Source organism: Tildeniella sp. (assembly GCF_059505325.1).
On sequence record NZ_JCACKI010000015.1, the window covers coordinates 1 to 21,023 of the forward strand.

General features: G+C 49.0%; 24 protein-coding genes and 1 pseudogene. 17 read left to right on the forward strand and 8 right to left on the reverse strand.

All coding sequences use genetic code 11. The features are described from left to right. Nucleotides 1–13: 13 nt before the first annotated feature. Both AC5JO6_RS06145 and AC5JO6_RS06150 read right to left on the reverse strand, forming a co-directional pair. Entirely contained in the window at nt 14–259 is a 246-nt protein-coding gene (locus AC5JO6_RS06145) for a hypothetical protein (RefSeq protein ID WP_496080168.1), read from the reverse strand. A gap of 60 nt (nt 260–319) precedes the next feature. Then, nucleotides 320–976 carry a TMEM175 family protein gene (locus AC5JO6_RS06150; RefSeq protein ID WP_496080169.1) on the reverse strand — a complete coding sequence of 219 codons (657 nt, stop codon included), beginning with the start codon at nt 974–976 and terminating at the stop codon, nt 320–322. 183 nt (nt 977–1,159) lie between these two features. Here AC5JO6_RS06150 and AC5JO6_RS06155 point away from each other — a divergent pair, with 183 nt between their 5' ends. Beyond that, complete coding sequence (locus AC5JO6_RS06155; RefSeq protein ID WP_496080170.1) at nt 1,160–1,762, forward strand: TetR/AcrR family transcriptional regulator; 603 nt, start codon at nt 1,160–1,162, stop codon at nt 1,760–1,762. A 312-nt stretch (nt 1,763–2,074) separates the two neighbouring features. Here AC5JO6_RS06155 and AC5JO6_RS06160 read toward each other — a convergent pair whose 3' ends face one another. Next, nucleotides 2,075–2,206 (reverse strand): hypothetical protein, encoded by a 132-nt coding sequence (locus tag AC5JO6_RS06160; protein ID WP_496080171.1) that lies wholly within the window; start codon nt 2,204–2,206, stop codon nt 2,075–2,077. A gap of 90 nt (nt 2,207–2,296) precedes the next feature. Here AC5JO6_RS06160 and AC5JO6_RS06165 point away from each other — a divergent pair, with 90 nt between their 5' ends. Then, nucleotides 2,297–2,479 carry a hypothetical protein gene (locus AC5JO6_RS06165; protein WP_496080172.1) on the forward strand — a complete coding sequence of 61 codons (183 nt, stop codon included), beginning with the start codon at nt 2,297–2,299 and terminating at the stop codon, nt 2,477–2,479. A gap of 12 nt (nt 2,480–2,491) precedes the next feature. Further along, nucleotides 2,492–2,692 (forward strand): annotated as a pseudogene (locus tag AC5JO6_RS06170) (DUF6228 family protein); the annotation flags it as partial. A gap of 189 nt (nt 2,693–2,881) precedes the next feature. On the opposite strand, the gene AC5JO6_RS06175 reads toward AC5JO6_RS06170, so the two are convergent. After that, complete coding sequence (locus AC5JO6_RS06175; RefSeq protein WP_496080173.1) at nt 2,882–3,223, reverse strand: winged helix-turn-helix transcriptional regulator; 342 nt, start codon at nt 3,221–3,223, stop codon at nt 2,882–2,884. Between the two features lie 113 nt (nt 3,224–3,336). On the opposite strand from AC5JO6_RS06175, the gene AC5JO6_RS06180 reads away from it, so the two are divergent. The 5 genes from AC5JO6_RS06180 to AC5JO6_RS06200 all read left to right on the forward strand — a co-directional run bounded on the left by AC5JO6_RS06180 (nt 3,337) and on the right by AC5JO6_RS06200 (nt 6,359). Next, a complete protein-coding gene (locus tag AC5JO6_RS06180; RefSeq protein ID WP_496080174.1) occupies nt 3,337–3,918 on the forward strand; it encodes an antibiotic biosynthesis monooxygenase in 582 nt (193 codons plus the stop codon). A gap of 12 nt (nt 3,919–3,930) precedes the next feature. Continuing rightward, complete coding sequence (locus tag AC5JO6_RS06185; protein WP_496080175.1) at nt 3,931–4,365, forward strand: putative quinol monooxygenase; 435 nt, start codon at nt 3,931–3,933, stop codon at nt 4,363–4,365. Nucleotides 4,366–4,462: 97 nt separating this feature from the next. After that, nucleotides 4,463–4,840 carry a nuclear transport factor 2 family protein gene (locus AC5JO6_RS06190; RefSeq protein WP_496080176.1) on the forward strand — a complete coding sequence of 126 codons (378 nt, stop codon included), beginning with the start codon at nt 4,463–4,465 and terminating at the stop codon, nt 4,838–4,840. A 105-nt stretch (nt 4,841–4,945) separates the two neighbouring features. Next, on the forward strand, nt 4,946–5,692 hold the full coding sequence (locus AC5JO6_RS06195) for an SDR family oxidoreductase (protein WP_496080177.1): 747 nt from the start codon (nt 4,946–4,948) through the stop codon (nt 5,690–5,692). Nucleotides 5,693–5,711: 19 nt separating this feature from the next. Beyond that, nucleotides 5,712–6,359 (forward strand): NADPH-dependent F420 reductase, encoded by a 648-nt coding sequence (locus AC5JO6_RS06200; protein ID WP_496080178.1) that lies wholly within the window; start codon nt 5,712–5,714, stop codon nt 6,357–6,359. 419 nt (nt 6,360–6,778) lie between these two features. Here AC5JO6_RS06200 and AC5JO6_RS06205 read toward each other — a convergent pair whose 3' ends face one another. After that, nucleotides 6,779–9,313 carry a sigma 54-interacting transcriptional regulator gene (locus AC5JO6_RS06205; protein WP_496080179.1) on the reverse strand — a complete coding sequence of 845 codons (2,535 nt, stop codon included), beginning with the start codon at nt 9,311–9,313 and terminating at the stop codon, nt 6,779–6,781. A gap of 235 nt (nt 9,314–9,548) precedes the next feature. Here AC5JO6_RS06205 and AC5JO6_RS06210 point away from each other — a divergent pair, with 235 nt between their 5' ends. The 7 genes from AC5JO6_RS06210 to AC5JO6_RS06240 all read left to right on the forward strand — a co-directional run bounded on the left by AC5JO6_RS06210 (nt 9,549) and on the right by AC5JO6_RS06240 (nt 16,622). Continuing rightward, the gene (locus AC5JO6_RS06210; RefSeq protein WP_496080180.1) at nt 9,549–10,841 is read left to right on the forward strand and encodes an ABC transporter substrate-binding protein; all 1,293 of its coding nucleotides are present in this window, start codon (nt 9,549–9,551) and stop codon (nt 10,839–10,841) included. Nucleotides 10,842–10,903: 62 nt separating this feature from the next. Further along, the gene (locus AC5JO6_RS06215) at nt 10,904–11,812 is read left to right on the forward strand and encodes a carbohydrate ABC transporter permease (RefSeq protein WP_496080181.1); all 909 of its coding nucleotides are present in this window, start codon (nt 10,904–10,906) and stop codon (nt 11,810–11,812) included. A 9-nt stretch (nt 11,813–11,821) separates the two neighbouring features. Continuing rightward, nucleotides 11,822–12,649, forward strand: coding sequence for a carbohydrate ABC transporter permease (locus tag AC5JO6_RS06220; RefSeq protein ID WP_496080182.1), 828 nt, complete (start codon nt 11,822–11,824; stop codon nt 12,647–12,649). Between the two features lie 170 nt (nt 12,650–12,819). Next, nucleotides 12,820–13,629 carry a YebC/PmpR family DNA-binding transcriptional regulator gene (locus AC5JO6_RS06225; RefSeq protein WP_496080183.1) on the forward strand — a complete coding sequence of 270 codons (810 nt, stop codon included), beginning with the start codon at nt 12,820–12,822 and terminating at the stop codon, nt 13,627–13,629. A 79-nt stretch (nt 13,630–13,708) separates the two neighbouring features. Beyond that, entirely contained in the window at nt 13,709–14,389 is a 681-nt protein-coding gene (locus tag AC5JO6_RS06230) for a hypothetical protein (RefSeq protein WP_496080184.1), read from the forward strand. A gap of 187 nt (nt 14,390–14,576) precedes the next feature. After that, nucleotides 14,577–16,052: a family 10 glycosylhydrolase gene (locus tag AC5JO6_RS06235; RefSeq protein WP_496080185.1), complete on the forward strand. Its 1,476-nt coding sequence runs from the start codon at nt 14,577–14,579 to the stop codon at nt 16,050–16,052. Between the two features lie 87 nt (nt 16,053–16,139). After that, nucleotides 16,140–16,622, forward strand: a complete 483-nt coding sequence (locus tag AC5JO6_RS06240) for a Uma2 family endonuclease (RefSeq protein ID WP_496080186.1) — start codon at nt 16,140–16,142, stop codon at nt 16,620–16,622. A 74-nt stretch (nt 16,623–16,696) separates the two neighbouring features. Here the strand turns inward: AC5JO6_RS06240 and hemB are convergent, their stop codons facing one another. Both hemB and rpiA read right to left on the reverse strand, forming a co-directional pair. Next, nucleotides 16,697–17,680 (reverse strand): porphobilinogen synthase, encoded by a 984-nt coding sequence (gene hemB / locus AC5JO6_RS06245; RefSeq protein WP_496080187.1) that lies wholly within the window; start codon nt 17,678–17,680, stop codon nt 16,697–16,699. Nucleotides 17,681–18,058: 378 nt separating this feature from the next. Then, complete coding sequence (gene rpiA, locus AC5JO6_RS06250) at nt 18,059–18,772, reverse strand: ribose-5-phosphate isomerase RpiA (RefSeq protein ID WP_496080188.1); 714 nt, start codon at nt 18,770–18,772, stop codon at nt 18,059–18,061. 196 nt (nt 18,773–18,968) lie between these two features. Between rpiA and AC5JO6_RS06255 the strand changes: the two genes are divergently transcribed. Both AC5JO6_RS06255 and AC5JO6_RS06260 read left to right on the forward strand, forming a co-directional pair. After that, nucleotides 18,969–19,982, forward strand: a complete 1,014-nt coding sequence (locus AC5JO6_RS06255; RefSeq protein ID WP_496080189.1) for a tetratricopeptide repeat protein — start codon at nt 18,969–18,971, stop codon at nt 19,980–19,982. A gap of 34 nt (nt 19,983–20,016) precedes the next feature. Continuing rightward, on the forward strand, nt 20,017–20,388 hold the full coding sequence (locus AC5JO6_RS06260; protein WP_496080190.1) for a Lin0512 family protein: 372 nt from the start codon (nt 20,017–20,019) through the stop codon (nt 20,386–20,388). 173 nt (nt 20,389–20,561) lie between these two features. Here the strand turns inward: AC5JO6_RS06260 and AC5JO6_RS06265 are convergent, their stop codons facing one another. Beyond that, nucleotides 20,562–20,993: a response regulator gene (locus tag AC5JO6_RS06265; protein ID WP_496080191.1), complete on the reverse strand. Its 432-nt coding sequence runs from the start codon at nt 20,991–20,993 to the stop codon at nt 20,562–20,564. Nucleotides 20,994–21,023 lie beyond the last annotated feature (30 nt).

Genomic DNA, 21,023 nt, shown 5'->3' on the forward strand with positions numbered 1-21,023 from the left:
GCCATTTGGTACTTCATCCATCACTACAATGCATCATTACTTGTGTAGCACTACCTAATTCATCAACTGCAAGTTGGTATGCAGGGGCTTTGACTAAACAATTGGCTAGCTCTGAGAACCTTGCATTAATCTCATCAAAATTGTCTGCATGTTCAAGATCTGCCTCACCATCCATCTGAAATGTGTTCAAAATGGCAGCCATCAGATCCGCTTGAAAATCTTCTGAGTGGGCTACTGTGGATGCGTTAAGTGTTTCCATTGGGTGAATCTCCTAATCAATATTGATTCTTGAAGAACTTGTCGATCGAATGAAAAATTACTAGCTAGGTTGAGTCACCTTGTTTAACTCCTGTGGCATTGCTAATAATTTCCTCAGCGTGAAATACGCCAAGGGAAATAGCAGCCAAGCTAGATCTGACCAGGCAGGTGCAAACATGGCAATTCCAATAGCTACCAACGCACAGATTGGCTCAATTAAGGCTTTAACCTTCATTGCTGCAATTGTCTGAGAGTCAAGATTTTCATCAACTAAGCGATGCTGATGCGTTGCATAGTTCCAGCTAACAAACGATAGAAAGCCAATCAACGCAATGTTGACTGCAAAACAGATTTTGGCAAAGGAATTGCCTGAAAAGACCAGCGCCAATTCATTCGAGTACGGCACAAGAAACAAACACATCAGATACAGTGTGTAAATCCATAAATGTGCCTCATTCGTGCGTTTATAGTAGGAAAACTGTTGGGTATGAGCGATCCAATACACTGCCACAAGCACAAATGTAATGAGATAAGCGCCCAAAGGCTTAAGTTGACCCACTAAAAACTGATTGATTTCTACCTTCGTTAGCACTTCGGCATTCTCTGGCAAGTCAAACCGCCAGAAGGTTAACGCCATTGCTAATGCAAAAATGAAATCACTCAACCGCGCCAAGTGTTTTAGGGCGTTTGAGGCTTGCGCGTCTTGATTCGTGTACATTTTCCCTGAATTGGCTTGAGCTTAACAATTCAATACTACACCATCCAGACGGTATAGTGTCAAGTAGAAAAGTGTACTGATTGGACGGTTTTTTATTTTAGCTGCTGGACGGTCTGGACGGTATAATCAAAGAAATGATTCGCTTTGAATCAGGGGCGTTAGGCTAGAACCTTAAAGAAACTTATGAAAACTGTCAAAACTGCTAAGGTTGCCGAAAAAGCCTCTAGCTCATCCGGTAAGAAACGTTCTGAAACCCGCGATCGCCTGATTCAGTGCGCGATCGATATCTTAGTCAACCAAGGCAATGAGGCTCTGACGCTGGATGCAGTGGCTCAGGCAGCCGAAGTAAGTAAAGGTGGCTTGCTCTACCACTTCCCCAATAAAGAAGCTCTTATTACGGGAGTCATTCAGCATCTTATTGATGATTTTAATGCGGCAATTGAGTCTGAGCTGGCGAAGGAGAAGGGAGACGAGCCTGGAAAATGGCTACGCGCCTATGTCCGTGCAACATTTAACAGCAGCCAGCTTCCCCTTGCTCTTGGTTCGAGCTTATTCGCAGCAGTTTCAATATCGCTCAATCAAGAAACCGTAAAACAGATCGATACCCAAATCAGCAAATGGCAACATAACCTATACAACTGTGGGCTTGACCCAACGCAAGCCAGTATCGTATACCTGGCAGCAGAGGGGTTGTGGGCAACGGAGATGTTTGAGATTGCCCCTAGTCAAACACTCCGTAAACAGATTCTTAAGAGATTGTTACGCATGACCCATGAAGTTCATTAAAGCCCCCCGAAGCCGCTGAAACCCTTACGCAAAAACGCAGTATAACAAGTCGATGAAGCGGACGGCGGGAAATCTTGGCAGTGATGCTAAGGTTATCTGCCGCCGCTTATCTTAGTCGTTAGCTGGTTTCGCAAACAGTCCTTCCACTCGTTCACAGAGGCATTCACACAGTGGCAAAGCGCCGCGTCGTTGATGGGTTAAGATCGTCGTTTGAGAGGGTTTGTGGTGTGGTAAAGCACTGCGCAGTGGTTTGAGTTCGGTTAGTGGGGTGGTAAAGTTAAAATCAGCAAAGGTAGTCGGTGCGTCTCTCAGCTAACACCGCTGTTGCAACGGATTGTCGGGTTCTGTTTGTGGAGTAGCGAAGTCCACCTGCAACCGCTGAACAGTGACGTTATGCCGCGAGTTCTCGGTAGGGACAGCAACCACAAGGTGATCTGTTAGCATTCAGACTTTAGTAACCTTGAGCTTGTCAGTGAAGCAGCGTATTTAGTTATTGGCAGGGCGATCGTCGTTCGTTTTCGTATTTAGAATGCAATGTCCAAAGTAACAATCAAGTCTGCAAATACAGGGGCAAAGCTGGAATTTTCAGAAGTTGGAAATGAATACTGTACAGTCACGTTTTCAAGCGCGTCTCTGAGTGCGTCACATCGAGTTTGGTTTTACACCGGAGACTGTGAGCGGTTAGTTAGCTTGTTTATGGAGATGGCAGAAAACTGAACAGGTTGGGAAGGGACGAAAACCTGGGCTGCTATTGAGGCAGATTTTAGTCTCTCTTGCACTTCAGACAAATTAGGACACATTGCACTTGCAGTCGAGTTGGTAGGACGTGATGCTCCTGAGTTATGGTCTGCAAAGTTCAATGTAGAGATCGAAGCTGGACAACTTGAAAAAATAGCAAACGAAATGAAGTCATTGTTTAGCGGGTGTTAGATTTGACGCATGCGGCAGCATAACCAGTCGGTTGCAGCGGACATCCGAAAGCCCTGATGCTAAGTTCAGGTTCCTTGCTGCCGCTGAACCGAGTCGTTATGCCGACTTTTGACTTTTAAGGCTGGTATTGCTCAAGCCATTAGGGTCACAATGTTGGCAATAAGGAAAATCAAGGCAACTTCCACAAAATCAATCTATTCCATCCGCGTTCATGCGTTTAAGGTGTTCCTGTCCCCAATCACACAGCGGCTTCAAAACAGGAATAATCGTTTTGCCATAGTCTGTGAAAGCATACTCAACTTTTGGAGGCATCTCAGCAAGCATATTGCGACTAACAATGCCATCACTTTCTAGTTCGCGCAGTTGCTGGATCATCATTTTTTCAGTAATTTCAGGCATTAACCGCTTCAATTCGCTGTATCTTTTTGCCTTATCCCTCAGATGCCACAGGATTAGGAGCTTCCATTTACCACCCAGGACTTTCAACGTAGTTTGCACGAATGGTGTGCCATCAGGTTGTTCTGATTTCATAACAATCACTCACTAGCGAATCCAGAAATACTTACTTTTTAGTAAGTACTTTCCAAAAAGCTAGTAACAGTATACCTTGGTATAGTTCAAATCTTTAGATTCAGGAGGCAATTATGCGGTCTCCTGCTGGAGTCGTAGCGATTACTCGGCACGTTCAGCCGGGATCTGAGTCTGTATTTGAAGAGGCAGTGCGAGGTGTCATCTTTGTAGCTAGTACCTTTCCGGGCTATGCAGGAGGTGAAGTTTTATACCCCACAACGAAGCGTGGTGCATGGCAACTGATCTTGCGCTTCGACACTCTTGTTCATTTGCAAGAGTGGGAAAAATCTCCCATTTGTCAGGGCTGGATTGCGAGGGCAGATGCACTCACCATCGGTGATCCAAAAGTTTTGCGGGTCAATGGGTTAGAAGCATGGTTCGCGCTGCCGGAAGTGCCAAATGCATTCCCACCCCCTAAATGGAAAACCGCAATTGTTAGCGCGATCGGTATCTATCCAGTCATTTCTCTGATGCCGATTCTGCTGAAACCCATCACAAATGGACTCCCTGCGTGGTTAGCAACACTTGTAAGCATTGCCATTATGATGCCGTTGATGACTTGGGTCATCATGCCTCAGGTAACGCGATTGTTTAAGCCTTGGCTTTATCCTCCTGAGGCAAAGCGTTCAGCCCATCAATCATCTAACCCAAATTAACGGAATAGATTTATGGATAACCTGCAACTAGAAAATGGATTCCCGGTCAATCCTATCCGAGTCGGCGATGGGATTGTTCTGATCAACATATTTACACTCGATCCTGAAAAAACTGAGCAGTTTGTGTCTACTCAAGTTGCCGAGTATAAGAGATTGAAAGGTCAATTTCCAGGCAGTTATACAGCTAATTTACACATTAGCCCCGATCGGACACGAGCTGCGAACTACGCTAATTTTGCATCAGTAAAAGATTATGTTGCCATGCGGAATAGCCCTGAGTTTGCCGACCATTTAAAGCGTCTTCAGGGGCTTGTTGTTAAGGCAGACCCCCAACTCTATCAAGTGATGTACACGCAGAATCTAGACATGCCTACTTCTGAAGAGCCTTTACCCATGTTGCCCGATCCAGAACTTGCACCAATACTTGCGCCGCCTGTACTTTCCTAGCTTCTGAGGATGCACGATGGGCAACGGACAGACCATTCACTTGAATGGTGGCATTTTGTGGGCTTTTGAATTAGTTAGGAGTACAGGAGATTAACCAATGGACGAACGGATTGATATTTTGACAACGCTTTACATTGCAGAGCAAACATTTGATGCTGGGGACCTGGAACAGAACATTCAGACCTGGAGCGATGAGGTGCTCATTGAAACACCCTTTGGTTCTGCGGATAGCCTGGAGTCCTACAAATCCTGGTTTAACGGGTTTTATGCTCAAACATCTGCTAATGGTGGAACACGCCATTATGTTCACAATCCTATTGTCCATGTGAATGGCGATCGCGCCGAAATCATTGCTTATCTCTACATCATCAACGCCAGTACAGGCGGTTTTCTTGGCTCTGCAAGAATCCATGAAAAGTTGAAGAAAACAAGTGCTGGATGGAAGTTTACTTACCGTAGCGTAAAACCAGATTGAGACTTATCCAAGCCCATCTCTTGAAAGCAAGCGCGTAACATTTACTATGCTGACGGTATAATGGCAGCGTTTTGTGGGCATTTGATCGATTAATTAGGAGAAATTATGGACGTTGCCAATTCAATTGCTCTTGTAACCGGAGCCAATGGGGGATTGGGTCAATATTTTGTTGAAGCGTTGCGATCGCAAGGTGTCACCAAAATTTATGCGGGTGCCCGCAACCCCAAAGCATTGGAATCACTAGTAGCAGACCATTCCGATATCGTTATTCCCATTGCCCTCGATATTACAGACGAACAATCTGTCAATCAGGCAGCCGCTCAATGCCAAGACGTAACCCTGCTGATCAACAATGCCGGAGTTGGATTTAATCAGGGCTTGATCGCTGCGCCTAATTTGTCTCAAGCCCGTATGGAGATAGACGTTAACTACTTTGGAACCTTGATGATGTGTCGTGCTTTTGCACCCGTATTGAAGCACAATGGCGGTGGCGCAATTGTCAATATGGTATCAATGGTCGCGCGAGTCAATCTTCCCTTCAATGGCAGCTACAGCGCATCCAAAGCCGCAACCCTATCGCTAACTCAGGGCGTGCGCGCAGAGTTGGCAGCCCAAGGAACATTGGTGATTGCGGTCTTGCCTGCAACCATTGATATCGGCATGGGTAAATCCTATCCTGACCCGAAAGTGTCGCCGGAAGCAGTTGTTGGCGATGCTCTACAAGCTGTGATCGATAGTGTTGAGGACGTTTATCCTGGAGAACAGGCGAAACAAATGGCAGCGCAATTGCTTAGCGATCCTAAGGCACTTGAAAAAGCAGTGGCGACCATGTTACCCAGTTCAACTCAGTAGTCAGCAGTATAGGTTTTCAATGAAAATTGCGATCGTCGGTTCAGGGAACATGGGTGGCGGTTTAGGCAGACTTTGGGCAAAAGCTGGGCATGAGGTTATTTTCTCCTATTCCAGAAACCCAGATAAGCTGCAACAGCTTGCAGTTTTAGCAGGCAACCAGGCGACCGTTGGCGATACGAAGGAAGCGCTAGCAAAAAGCCAGGTCGTTATGCTGGCGGTGGGAGTTTTGGCATTGGAAGAGGTGATGTCTGCGGTCGGTTATCTGGATGGCAAAATCGTGATCACTTGCGTCAGCGGATTACAACCGGACTTTACGGGGCAGACGATTGGACTGGCGACAAACTTAGAAGCTTCTATTGCTGAGAGGGTGCAACAGCTTGCGCCGAATGCAGCCGTTGTTGAGGCATTCAACATCACCTTTGCAGACATTATTGCTTCAGAATCAAGGGATTTTGAGGGCGATCGCCCCAGCATTTTCTATTGTGGCGATGATTCAGAGGCTAAGAAGACGGTTGCTCAACTCATCGAGGACTGTGAGTATGAAGCCATTGACGCGGGAATGTTAATTGTGGCTCGTTCTTTAGAAACCTTGGCAACTGCTTGGGTACAGTTTGCGGTTGCCAGTCAGTTATTTCCAAATCTTGGACTGAAAGCACTGCGGCGCTAAACCACGGCATAACAATCCCGTTGCACACCGACCGCGTCAAATTGGCTGGTGAATCCGAGAGTTTACTAGCGGCGGGTGAACGGGGTCGTTAGGCTGCTCTAAGTTACCTGTGAGGGCACTGCCTACAGCCCTTGGTTTAATAGTCAGGGTTAGGCAAGTAGACTGAGGGAAGTTTGGAACTTTAATATCAGGGCAATCTCAAGGCGAACCTGATCATTTTGCTAATCATGCAACAAAGCCTATTGCTTGCGTTCTAGCATGGCTTCAAGCTGAATCTGGGTGATAGGGCTAATCCTGCAAAATCTGCATGAACTTGGCTGCAGCTTGCAATATTTGTTTACAAACACACTCTAAGAGCTGGTATCTATACTGCTCCTCACGATTCATTTAGGATCGCTGTAGTGAAGCTAGTGATTGACTTACCAACCCACAATGACTTTCCACAAAAGAGAGCCGATCGCTAACATTGACAGATGTTGTGGCAGCAGTTTCACAAGCGACTGACGGGCAATTTTTTGGGTCAGAATAACGCTGAGCCAGAAGGAGAAAATCAAGGTAACGCTTTGTAAAAAGGCAATGACAGCAGGATCAGCAACGGCGATCGGTAAATTAGCTGTCCCTAAGCCAACGGTCGCAAAGCTGACGGGAATAACCTGTCCTGCTTCAGTGAGTCCTAGACGTAAGTAGTGTGCCAGACTTGCGCCTAAGACGAGGGGCAGGTAGCCATACGCTAGTTCCAAAAACGGGCGGGGTTTGTAGCTGCGCTGGAATAGCCGGATGGTAGCATGAGCAAGAAGGGCGATCGTGCTGGGTAGCAGCAACGCCAATAGTGAAACGCCCGCATGAATGCCAAAATTGTTCAGGTGTAATTGCCAACCAAACTGCGCCTCAATTTCAGGCAACCGATGCAGAAATACGCCTCCGAAAAGCAAGAAGAGCAGGCAAATTTCAGCGTAGGTCGGCGTGTGCGTTGTCCATAATTCAATGCCGGGTGGTCGCAGGTTTAGCTCAACCGATCGATGAGGACAGGCTTTGAGACAGGTCATGCAAAGCACACAATCGCGGTTATCCTCAAGCTGAGCCGGGTGAGAATAGAGTGGACAACCGCCTGTTTCCAGACCTTCCCCTTTCTGAGGTCCGCCTTTGTAGCACTGATAGGTTGTACACGTAGCGGAACAAATGCCCTGCTGTGCCCGGAGTTCGACCATCGACAGTTTAGCAAACAGCCCATTCATGCCGCCGATCGGGCAGAGGTAACGGCACCAAAAGCGACGTTCAAACAACAGCGAGAAGATGACTGCACCTGCCGTGATCAGCAGCAGCAAGCAACCGGATAGATAAGCGGTGTCCTCTAAGTTCCAAAGTTCTTCCCACAGCAAAATCAAGGTAAACATGCCGAACAAAAACCATCCGCCCCATTTTTCGGCTTGCTGTCGGGGCCAGGGCAGCAGTTGTCGGGGATAGAGCCAGAGCGAGATTTTCTGGGCTAACTCGCCATAGATCATGAACGGGCAAACCGAGCACCAGAGCCGTCCAATGAATGGGAATGCCAGGAGAATCAGAGTCCACCACCATGCCCAAAATAGATTGAGCGCGATGTTGTCATGACGGCTCTGCGGTCCCAACATCAGTACGGCGACGACGACGGCAAAAAAGCCGAGCGTGAAGCCATAGTTGATGCGATCGGGATACCAGGGACTCCGCAAAAACTGGCGTAATTGGGGTGAAGAATTGAGTAAATTGACGCGAAACCGCCTGGTTTTCACACTCACTGACCAAAATACTTCTTCAGTGAGTTCTGAGGCACCATCCGATTGCAGTACTGCCCGCTCTACCAGATTTTCTAGCTCAGTTAAATTACCAGGAAAGTCGTAGCCCTGAAGCCGACGCAGTGCCTCTGGCGTTACCTTGGGTTTAGCCAGCCCTCTAGCGCGACAAAACAAGCTTAGATAATACTCTACCTGCGATAAAGTATCGGCTTTTCGTACTCGTAACGGCGGGACTCGGATAATATGCCCCACTAGCCCTTTTCGCTCTAGTGCTGGCAGAACCTTTTCGGATGTCATTACGATACGTGCCTGACATTGGCGGGACGGTGCAGACGGTTCACCCTCGCGTTTAACGAGGTCATACTCTCCGGTTTCCAGGAGCCGTACCAGTTTGTTCTGTAAGTCCGGTGTCAACTCCTGAACATTGTTGAGCAGCAAGGTGCCCTCACCCAGCCAGTCAATTAGTCCCGGTTTACCACCCACACGCCCAAACAGCTCTGAACCGCTGGTTTGTAGGGTATCGCAGTCAATTTTAAGCATCGGCTCATGGCGGTAGCGAGAGCCAAAATGAATCAGCGCAGTCGCATTATCTTTACCTAATCCCGGTTCGCCGAAGACCAGCACCGATCGCCGATCGTCTGCTGCCTTTTTAATTTCCTGACGTAGCCGTGTTGCATAGCGGCTAGAACCCACAATCCCTCGTCGTACTTTAGGCACTAGATAGGGACGTAGTGCCGTCTGTCGCTCGCGTTCATAGATCAGTTGGGCTGAAACCTGATCCAATTCGCTGGCTAACTGGCGCGATAGTGTCTGGGTAATTTCGGGATGCCGCTGCACGATCGCCAAAAAGTCAGCTTTGGGAATCGACCAGAGCACACCATCACTCAGGGTAATGACTGTTGCTTCAACGGGCTGGTCTAACGCCAATTCTTTGAGATGCAGAATGGTTCCTGGCAAAAGGCTCACTGCATTAGCAAGACCTGTTGCGCTGCTGCGGTAGCTTTCCAGTCGCCCTGCTTTAAGAATATAGAGTGCCTCGGGGGAGGTATCCTCCAGAACAAGCCGACGATTTTCCTGTACCGATTCTTCCTGAATAGCGGCTGCGATCGCCGCTAAAGCTTGCTCTGAAAGGGCATTTAGACTGGTATTTTCACGTAGCCAGGCAACTTTTTCTGTCTGTTCCATTCTGCCTACCTCTGGTAGCTAATCAGCACTCGTTTTTTGCACTAACTGATGTCAGTGCGATCGTACCTGAATTGCTGAGACAGTCAGCGACCCTCAATATTTCGACGCATGACGTAGAGGCGTTAGCTGTAATGCCCCTACAGAGGGAATAAATATTTTTTGCTCGCGTAGCAAGAACATCACGCTATAGATTAGAAAGAAGCTGCTCTCAATACGCGATCGCTGCCTGATAATCATGCATATAGATCTTAAAAAAATCGGATTAGGTTGTTTTATTTTTGCCGCGATCGCATTAACAGGCTGTCGAAACCAAAGGGCAGCTTCACTCAATCAAAATGACTCAAAACAACCGGAACCACTGATTACAGTTACATTGAGCGGTTGGCAGAGCAGCCCCGATGAAAACCAACTTTTAAAGCGGGTTATCCGGGATTTTGAGGCGAAGAATCCCACTATTAAAATTAAGTACGAAGTCATCAACAGTGAGTACATGGATGTCATCAAGACTCGCCTGATTGGTGACGTTGCACCCGATGTTTTTTATCTAGATGCGCTTGAAGCTCCTTTGTTGATGAAATATAATGTCTTGGAACCGTTGGATGCTTACATCACAGCAGCCTTCAACCTCGCTGATTTTGAGCCACTAATGCTAAATGCTTTTAAGCGCAACGGTAACCTTTATGGTTTACCAAAAGACGTTTCTACACTAGCACTCATTTATAACAAAAAAGCTTTTGTTGCTGCTGGTATAACGAAACCTCCTGAAACATGGAACGACTTGTTGATTGATTCTAAGAAATTAACGATCGATCGTAATCAAGATGGAAGGATCGATCAATATGGCTTTGGGCTTGCCCCAGAATTAGCGCGTCAAGTCTTTATCATTAAAGCATTCGATGGCAAATTAGTTGAGCAAAATGGTTATGCATCTTTTTCAGAGCCTCATAGTTTAAAGGGTTTGCAGTTGGTTGTTGATCAGTATCGGCGCGATCGTACAGCAGTACAACCAACTGATGTCGGTGCGACATCGGGTAGCGATCTATTGGGTCAAGGAAAAGTTGCGATGACACTTGAAGGCACGTGGGCGATGCCGTATCTCAAAGAAACGTTTCCAAAGATTGATGTTGCTACAGCTGAAGTGCCTACAATTAATGGCAAAAAAGGCACAATGGCATTCACAGTCGCATATGTTATGAATCGCAAAGCAAAGCATAAAGAAGCTGCCTGGAAATTAATTGCTTATCTCACTGGGACTGAGGGTATGAAAGCCTGGGCAAAGCAGGGGTTAGCGCTGCCCACCCGCCGATCGGTTTTAGCAGGTTTGAGTTATAACAAAAATCCTCTTTATGCACCGTTTGCAAGGGGAACAAATTATGCAACGATCTGGCAGGCAGGCGAAAATCTACCAACAATACGCATGAATTTTAATAATCAATTTATCAGTGCATTATTGGGTGAGCAGCCTTTACCGCAAGCGATGAAAAAAGCACAAGATACAGCCAATCGAGAGATTTATTTAGCGAATTAATCATTGCTAACAGACCTCCAATTTCTTTGAGAAATTGGAGGTCTAAAGGTAGACGGACATCTATGAATAGACTGATTAACGATCGCTGGAAAAACCGGGTTATAGAAGAGAACGTAACAGGTTACCTCTTTATGGCTCCGACCATTTTGATTGCTGGAGTCTTTTTAATTCTGCCGATCGCCTATGCCGTCGTATTGGCATTCCAGAAAGTACAGCTACTAGGTGATGTGAGCTATCAGTTTACAGGGTTGAAAAACTTCGCTCGGATTGCACAAGACGATCGTGTGTGGATTGCGCTCAAAAATACGGCTGAGTATGTGGCGATCGTCGTTCCGATCCAGACTGTTCTTGCACTGGGACTAGCTCTCATTCTCAATAGTCAGATTAAGGGTCGTTCCTGGTTTCGAGTCGCGTTTTTTCTGCCCACTGTCACATCATCAGCGGTATTAACTCTGATTTTTATGTGGATCTACAACTCAAACGGACTATTGAACAGTGTATTGGGTCTTCTACACTTGCCAACTTACAATTGGTTGGGCGATCCAAATGTAGCGCTGAAAGGCATTATGATCATGAACATTTGGTCAACCGCGCCACTTTTTATGGTGATTTATTTAGCGGCGCTACAGGATATTCCAGAGACTTTGTACGAAGCAGCAACACTTGATGGCGCGAGTATTTGGGAAAAACTGCTGCACATTACACTGCCTTTCTTACAACCCGTTACGTTCTTTGTCGTCGTAATGGGAATTATTGGTACCTTCCAACTCTTTGATCAGTCCTATATTTTCTCGGCAGGCTCTGGTGGTCCAAATGATTCGACGTTGACGATCGTCCTTCTAATCTACCAATACGCTTTTAAGAATTTAGATATGGGTTATGCGTTAGCGCTGACGTTAGTCTTAGCAGTCATTCTCATGCTTTCAACACTGATTCAGCGCACTTTGTTTAAGGAAGAACGATTGGACTAGGAGCCGAAAATGAAACCGATTCGCTGGTCAACCAGTTTTTTATACGTTGTTTTAATTGCCTATACGCTGATTACTTTATTGCCGTTTGCCTGGGCTTTTTCTGCTTCATTCAAATCGCTGGCTGAAATTGCAGCAGGTGGGCTTAATCTAATACCTGAGCAGTTTACGCTGAAGAATTATCAGACAATTTTCACGCAGGAGCCATTGTTTGGTCGTTGGTTAATGAATAGCGCGATCGCTGCCATCTCAGTCACATTGCTAAATCTGCTCTTTAACTCAATGGCAGGTTACGCCCTGGCAAGAATTCAATTTCCAGGCAATCAATTCTGGTTTTTTCTCATTCTGGCAGTCCTTATGGTACCGGGACAAGTTACCCTCTTACCCAAGTTTCTAATTCTAAAATCGCTTGGTTGGCTCAATACCTATCAAAGCTTAATTGTGCCGTCTGCGGTTAATGCCACCTTTATTTTTATGATGCGGCAGTTTTTTATTAACTTTCCAAAAGAGCTAGAAGAAGCCGCTGCGCTAGATGGTCTGGGTCGTTTTGGCACCTTTTTTCAAATTGTTTTACCCCTTGCCAAACCCGCTTTAGCCGCTCAAACTATCTTCATTTTTATGGGTTCCTGGAATGAATTTCTCATGCCGCTAGTGATTCTTTCTGATCCCGAAATGTTCACACTGCCCCTCGGGTTAAATGCCTTTAAAGGTCAGTACATTAGCTACTGGAATTACATCATGGCAGCCTCCATGATTTTCACCTTACCCGCACTAGCGGTCTATGCCTTTTTCAACCGTTACTTCATTCAAGGTGTAGCGTTCACGGGCGGGAAAGGATGAAGGGGGAGTTTTGAGTTTTGAGTGGATTGAGCGATCAGCGATCAGCGGTCAGCTTTTTAACCTTTAGCCTTTAGCCTTCTGCCTTCACCTTCCCCACTCCCTACTCCCCACTCCCTACTCCCCCCCTCCGTTGTCTATCCTGTTAATGGCGTTAGTGCGATCGATGCGACATGGCAGGACATAGTAAGTGGGCAAACATCAAGCGGCAGAAAGCCAGGGTTGATGCGGTGAAGGGCAAGGTGTTTACCAAGATTTCGCGGGAAATTATTGTGGCGGCGCGGAGTGGTGTGCCTGATCCAGAGGGGAATTTTCAACTGCGGACGGCGATCGACAAAGCAAAGGCAGCAGGCATTCCCAACGACAATATCGATCGAGCGATCGCGAAAGGGGCTGGCAAACTGGGAGCCGACAATGCCGCTCTGGAGGCGATTCGTTACGAAGGCTACGGTCCCGGTGGTGTGGCGATTCTCATCGAAGCGCTGACCGACAACCGCAACCGGACGGCAGCCGATTTGCGGGTTGCTTTTAGCAAAAACGGTGGGAACCTGGGTGAAACGGGCTGTGTGGGCTGGATGTTTGAGCAAAAAGGGGTTGTAGAAGTATCCCTTGTGCCTGTGGAAACGGGACGCAAGCGTCGATCGGAGACCGTGCAAATTCAGGAAGATGAGCTGCTGGAGGCGTTTCTGGAGGGTGGTGCAGACACCTATGAACTGATTGAAACCGAAGATGGTACGGTTGCAGAAGCGCTGACCGAGGTGCCGAATTTAGAACCGCTCAGCCAAATACTGAAGGAGAAAAACTATCGGGTGAGTCGTGTCGAATTGCGCTGGATTCCCGGCAATACGCTAGAGGTGAATGATCCCGACCAGGCGCGATCGCTCCTCAAACTCATGGATGCTCTCGAAGATCTGGATGATGTGCAGAGCGTGACCGCAAATTTTGAGATGACCGATGAATTGCTGTCGCTGAGCGTCGCCTGATTTCACCCAATTGTTGAAAAAGGCATCTGCTGTGACCCATGCAAGCTAGGATAGCGTTAGGTAGAAAGGGATTCTAGTGATGGTAGAGCGTCCAATTAAGAAGTCTGAACGTCAGGCGAAACCCGAAGGCGAAAGCAGCGAGACCGTTGCGAAAGCATTGCCAACACGGAATGTCGATCGTCCAACGTTAAACGGTGAGCGCAGCGAAGGCGTTGCCCAAGCGTTGCCAACGCGGAACGTCGATCGCCCAACGCTCAATAAAGACAAAGACAAAGACAAAACGAGCGATCGTGGCACCGAGAAGGATAGAGGCAAGGGCAAAGGCAGAGGCAAAGGGCGCGACGAAGAGCCAAGACAAATGCTTAGCCCAGCGCTGATGCGTGGACCCAAACCAACAAAGCCCAAACCACCAGAGCCTGAAGTTGAGGAAGTACTGTCAGAGGTGACAGAAGAAATCATTGCTGAAGAAGCAGTGACTGAAGAAGTTGCAGCAGAAGAAGTTGCAGCAGAAGAAGTTGCAGCGGAAGAAGTTGTGGCGGAAGAAGTAGCAGCAGACGAAGTTGCGGCGGAAGAAGTTGTAGCGGAAGAAGTTGCGGCGGAAGAAGTAGCAGCGGAAGAAGTTGTGGCGGAAGAGGTTGTGGCGGAAGAGGTTGTGGCGGAAGAAATCATTCCTGAAGACGCTGTGGCTGAAGACGATCTAGCTGAAGACGCTGTGGTTGAAAAAACGCCAGACGTTGTAGCGGTAAACGAGCGCTCGTAATTGCTTGCTGAAAGAGGCGGTGCGATCGTCCCTCATCACAACTGAGAGCAGAAGCAGTCTCTAGAGCGACAGAGGTTTGGTTGTAAGCTGGCGGTTGTTACATGACACTTCAGCAACGTCCGGACTAGTGTCATGCCAGGGTGTAGACTGTGTTTTCATCGTATCTGAAAGCTCAATCTGCCTTGCCATGATCCGTCGCAGAAGTGTTCTAATCAGCCTGCTGGCGATCGCCCTTACCGTCAGTCTACTCAGCCATTGGCTTTTGGTTAGCTCTGCACAGGCGATCGACGAATGTCAGCTTTCAGCAGCAGCAGTCAAGCAAAAAACAGCGGTACTTCAGGCAGCTTTGACTGGTGATGCCGCCGCTCAGAAAACTTATCAAGCGGTGCTGGCGCAGCAGGGGCAACAGTTAGCGCAATGCCGCAGCCAAAGCCAGTTTAAGACTGAGGGCATCTGGTTGCGTCTGTACCCTTGTGACAGCCAGCCTGGAGTGCTGGAGGCGGTGCTCGATCGCATCGTCGATCGCGGCTACAACCAGATCTATGTGGATACCTTTTCTAACGGTCAGGTCTTGCTACCATCCAGCGCGAACCCAACCCCGTGGTCGTCGGTTGTGCAAGCACCGGGCTACGAGCAAACAGACCTGTTGGCGCAAGTAATCCAGAAAGGGCACGATCGCGGTCTCAAGGTTTACGCCTGGATGTTTGCCCTCAATTTTGGCTATACCTATGCCGTGCGACCCGATCGCCAGTCTGTGTTGGCACGTAACGGGCAGGGTGACACCAGCCTCGCAGTGGGCACGAAAGTCAGCCAGGATACCAGTGTGGATCTGACCGTGCAGGATGAAATTTTTGCTGACCCATATAATGCCCAGGCTCAGACTGATTACCTTCAGCTTTTGCAAGCAGTGCTGCGACGACGACCCGATGGCGTGTTGTTTGACTATATTCGCTATCCCAAAGGCGTTGGCGGAGCTTCGATCGTCAGCAAGGTCAAAGACTTGTGGATTTATGGCGATGCCTCGCAGCAAGCACTGTTTCAACGTGCCCAAAATCAAAAGGGGCTGGAGCTAATGCGCCGCTATGTCGCACAGGGAACTGTGACAGCAAGCGATTTGGCAGCCGTCAACAAGCTCTATCCCACTGAAAAGGAACCGCTGTGGCAGGGACGATCGCCCGGATCAGCCACAGGTTTGACGGCAATCCAGTCCCAACTGTGGAATTTGGCAGTGGCTCATGCTATGCAGGGTCCGATCGATTTTCTCACTACAGCCGCCGCTCCCGTGCAGCAGCAAGATATCGCAGTCGGCGCGGCGTTTTTTCCCGAAGCCAATCAAGCGATCGGCAAAGGCTTTGATTCTCGCTTGCAGGCATGGGATCGCTTTCCCACCGCGATCGAGTGGCATCCGATGGCATACGGGCTGTGTGGCGATACCAGTTGCATCAACGCGCAGGTGCAAAAGGTGCTGAGTCAGGCGACAGTCGGCACGATCGTTGCGCCCGTAATCACAGGGCAATGGCAACAAGCAACCGAGCGACCCTCACTAGAGGCGCAAATGGGGGCGTTGCGATCGCTCTCACCACCCATTCAATCGATCAGTCATTTTTCCTTTGGCTGGCAAGAACGGCAAATGGAACGCGATCGGCAGTTCTGTCGGCTTTAGGCTAAAAAACATTGCGACCAAAACCACTTTAAGATGGACTGAGTATCTGATCGATCATAGTTGTCTGCAAAGATCGAGGCTCTAGCGATGAACTGGCAAGAAGTGTGTGACAACAAAGCGTTGCAAGATCTCCCCTTTAAGATTGAACTGAATAAATGGGGGCAGATTGTGATGAGTCCTGTCAAGGTGAAGCATTCCTTTTTTCAAGGCAGGATTCAAAGCCTTCTGGAGTCTTTGTTGTCAACAGGAACCGTTATGCCAGAGTTAGCCATTCAAACGACGGATGGCGTTAAAGTGGCTGATGTTGTTTGGGTTTCCGATCGCCGCCTGGATGTGATTGAAGAAGAGACTGCTGCCTCGATCGCACCCGAAATTTGTGTCGAAGTGAAATCAGCCAGCAACACGCTCGAAGAAATGCTGGTCAAGAAAGAACTCTACCTTGGTGCAGGCGCAGTAGAAGTCTGGCTCTGCGGCAAGAGTGGGGTAATGAGCTTTTACAATCAGCAAGGGCAGTTGGACGCATCGTTGCTCGTGCCGGATTTTCCAAACCTGATTCAGCGGAAGACTTAGCAAGGGCAGGGCAGAAATCATGAAAGTAAGGGTCGGGAATGTTCTTGACCCTCATCTACAAACTGATCTGATCGCTACACTCCCAGCCAGCGAGCCGCATCTTTAGCGTGGTAGGTCAGGATCAAATCAGCTCCAGCACGTTTGAAGCCTGTCAATGTTTCCATCACCACACGCTGTTCGTCGATCCAGTCATTGAGGGCAGCGGCTTTAATCATGGAGTATTCGCCGGAAACGTTATAAGCGGCAACGGGTAGATTGGTTGCTTCTTTCACGCGCCAAATGATGTCCATATATGCCAGAGCGGGCTTCACCATCAGCATATCGGCACCTTCAGCGATGTCGAGTTCAATTTCTTTGATTGCCTCGCGGGCGTTGCCAGGGTCCATCTGGTAGGTGCGTCGATCGCCAAACTGAGGGGCAGAGTCTGCCGCATCTCGAAAGGGACCATAGTAGGCAGAGGCATACTTCGCCGCATAAGACATGATCGGCGTGTCTTCAAAACCTGCCGCATCCAGCCCTTCGCGAATCGCCTGCACAAACCCATCCATCATGCCCGATGGCGCAATGATGTCGGCTCCTGCCTGTGCCTGCGAAACAGCGGTTTTCTTCAGCAGTTCCAGCGTGGGATCGTTCAATACCCGTCCACTCAGATCACCGACTTGCAGATAGCCACAGTGCCCGTGAGATGTATATTCGCAAAGGCAGGTGTCAGCAATGACAAGCAAATCGGGAACCGCCTGCTTCACCGCCGTAGCCGCTTTTTGCACAATGCCATGATCGTGCCATGCACCCGTCGCATCCGTATCTTTATCGGCAGGAATGCCAAACAGAATGATCGCTGGAATACCCAGGTCGTAGACTTCCTTCGCTTCTTCCACGATTTTGTCTACCGAAAGCTGAAAGACACCCGGCATCGATCGCACTTCTTTTGCAAAGCCCTCCCCAGGCACCGCAAACAGTGGATAGATTAAGTCGCTCGTGGTGACAACTGTTTCACGTACCATCCGACGAAGCTGAGGATGGCTGCGAAGACGACGGGGACGCTGGTTAGGAAACATAGGAGTAATGCGGCGAGAGGACAAAGGGATGAGCAGTTGGCGGGAGCGGTCAGCCGTCGGCAGCCAATGACTGAATGATGTGGTGAAGTGGGTTGTTGATAGCGAGTGATTGGTGACTTACTAGAAGCCTGTGAGACTTAAAGCGCATCAAACTCAAGCTGACCACTAACGGCTGAACGCTGATCGCTTTAAAAGTCTAAAACGTTCTGCTCACGGTCTACGCACTGCTTTCGTAACGTTCTGTTGCAATCATTCGCAAGCTAGAGCGAAGAAGCCTGAGTTTTGCCTTTTAGCGAGAAGGCGTTGTGAGAAAGCAGGAGGCTCAGCCTTCAGCCTTCAGCCTTCAGCTTTCAGCTTTCAGCTTTCAGCTCTCATCCCTCAAAACTCTCTTACCGATGGCTTCCCATCTTTCACTTCGCCGACCAGGACAAGGCTGGCAACGCCGACAAACAAACCATTCTCCAAAACGCCAGGAATATTGTTGAGAATTTTCTCTAGCTCAGCGGGGTTATCAATACCATTGTCAAATTTTACGTCGATGACAAAGTTGCCTTGATCGGTAATGACAGGACCTGCTTTTTTGACCCCCATGCGGAGTTGGGGTTTGCCACCCAATGTCACGATCGCCTTCATCACGGGACTCATCGCCATCGGAATCACTTCTACAGGCAACAGAAATGTCGTGCCCAGCTTAGCAACCAACTTGCCACTATCGACTACGACAATGAATTGATCGGCGAAGGCATCGACAATCTTTTCCTGGGTGTGAGCCGCGCCGCCACCTTTGATCAGATTCTTCTGCGGGTCAACCTCATCGGCACCATCGATCGCGATATCAATGCGATCGACCTCATCTAGCGTCGTCAGCGGAATGCCGTATTCTTTTGCCAGCACGATCGCCTGAAACGAGGTACTCACGCCTTTGATGTCCTTCAGATCGCCACTTTTGAGCCGATCGCCCAACGACTGAATCGCAAACGCTGTCGTTGACCCAGTGCCGAGTCCTACAATGGAACCTGACTGCACTCGTGCAGCGGCAGCCGCTCCAACCTGCTTTTTCGATTGTGTTGTAGGGTCAAGTTCAGTACTCATAACGGCACTTTAAAGTTGTTGGTTGTTGGTTGTTAGAAAGGTAGAGGGAAAGGCTAAAGGATGAAGGATCAAAATTCAGTGGTCAATAGACTTAGAAATCAAGAACAAAATTTTCAACTCAAAATTTCAGCCTCTAGCCTTTATTTTTTAGCCTTTAGCCTTTCCCCTTTCCCCTGCCTCCGTCAGTCTACTATCGATGGGCGATCTTCCTATGAGTTGGCATGAAGATTTTTCCGAAACGGACTATCAACAATACTGGAATCTCTCACCCGAAGCGCGTGGTCAGAGATTGACCGATCAGCAAACGGCTGACGCTTTGAAGGCATTACTGCTGTATCAGCAAGGGCGACAAGCGTTAGACACTCACGACGTGAATACCGCGATCGCCAGTTTTGCTGAGGCACTGACCCTACGACCCGGTTGGCACGATGTGTGGGCGGGTCATGCTGCTGCTTTGCTGAAGGCAGGAGAGCAGGAGACCGCGATCGTCAGTTGCGATCGTGCCCTGGAGCTGGAGCCATCGTCCGCTGAAGCCTGGAGCGTGAAGGGTGCAGCCCTATATCGTCTGGGACGACATGAAGCAGCAGCGAACAGTTGCGATCGTGCCCTGGAACTAAACCCTGATGACCATCAAGCATGGAGCACCCTGAGCGATGCCCTCAACCGTCAAGGACGCTACGAAGAAGCGGTGGTCAGCTACGACAAGGCGCTGGCTTTGAAACCAGACGAGCCATTCACCTGGGGCAACCGAGGCGCGGCACTACAAAAGCTGGGTCGCTATGAAGAAGCCATTTCTAGCTACGACAAACTGTTGCAGGCAGAGCCGAAGCGCTATCGGCTCTGGCATCAACGGGGGCTTGCCTTACGGAAATTGCGCCGCTTTGATGCCGCGATCGCAAATTTCGATGAGGCTTTGAGCCTTCAGCCTGATTTCTACCCGGCAACGCGCAGTAAACTATTCATGCTTCTGCAAACGGGACAGCTTTGGCGCTATGTCACAGGCAGCAAAACGCCAACAGAACGGGAAAAAGTGACCAGAGATTTGCGTAACGTCTGCGACTCCGTGGTCAAAACGAAATTACCAACGCTGGTTGTGATTAGCTTAGTAGTGCTTTCCAGCACGCACAGTCAGGTAATGGCGCTGGCGATCGCAGGCGTGTTCCTGCTCATTGCCGCGATCGGCGATCTCCTCGCAGAATCTCAGCAATAATCCAGACTCAATGTCCAGTCTTACTAGAGGTGCTATGTCTCGCAAACGCTTCGTGATCGAAATGGGTATGGGCGTTGACCAACACGGGCAGGAACCAACTGTTGCAGCGGCTCGTGCTGTCCGTAACGCGATCGCACACAACGCCCTTCCTGGCATTTGGGAAGTCGCTGGTTTAAGCGATCCCGATCAGATGCTGGTCGAGGTTCAGGTAGCGGTACCGTACCCCGATCAGGTGCGAGAAGCGGACGTGCTGGCAGTGCTGCCCTTTGGACGCAAAACGCTCAAAGTAGAGGCTGGCGGCATGATTGTTCAAGGACGAGCGATCGCGTCACTCAATGACAAAAACGATGAAATGCTGGTCGCCGTCGCATCAGTAACGGTGCTGGTTGAGATGCCGGATGAGTAGGAAGAGGGCAGGAGGCAGAAGACAAAGGCTAAAGGCTAAAGGCTAAAGGCTAAAGGCTAAAAACTGTATTCAAAGCTTTTTAGCGTATCGGCGCAAAGTGCTATTTAAAACTCAAAACTTCCCCTGCCTCACCCCTACTCCCCACTCCCCACTCCCCACTCCCCTCCATCACTTCACTCCCCTCCCCCCTCATCCTGAAGCTGCCCGCCCTTGCAGAGGCGATCGATGAGTTCTAGCAGCGCCTGGTAATTGGTGATGGGCTTGACGCAAAGTGCATCGGCTTGCGATCGTTTCAGCAACCCCTCACGCTCATTGAGCATGGCATAGGCAGTGACAAGAATAATTGGCAAATGTGAGGTTTCGGGGTGGTTTTTGAGAAAGCGTGCCAGGTCGGCACCACTGATCGCTTGTCCCTCCCATTCAGCTCCGGGTAAGTTGACATCCATCAGCACAATGTCAGTAGGCTGCGATCGACAGCACGAAACGATCGCGGCAGGCTCATCTGCAATGACAACCTGATGTCCACCCAACCGCTGAATCAGTTTGGCAGTTCCTTTTGCCAACAGTGCGTCATCATCAACCAAAAGTACATTCCAGCCACACATGGTTTTTCTTCTCTTGTATCAAAACGGATA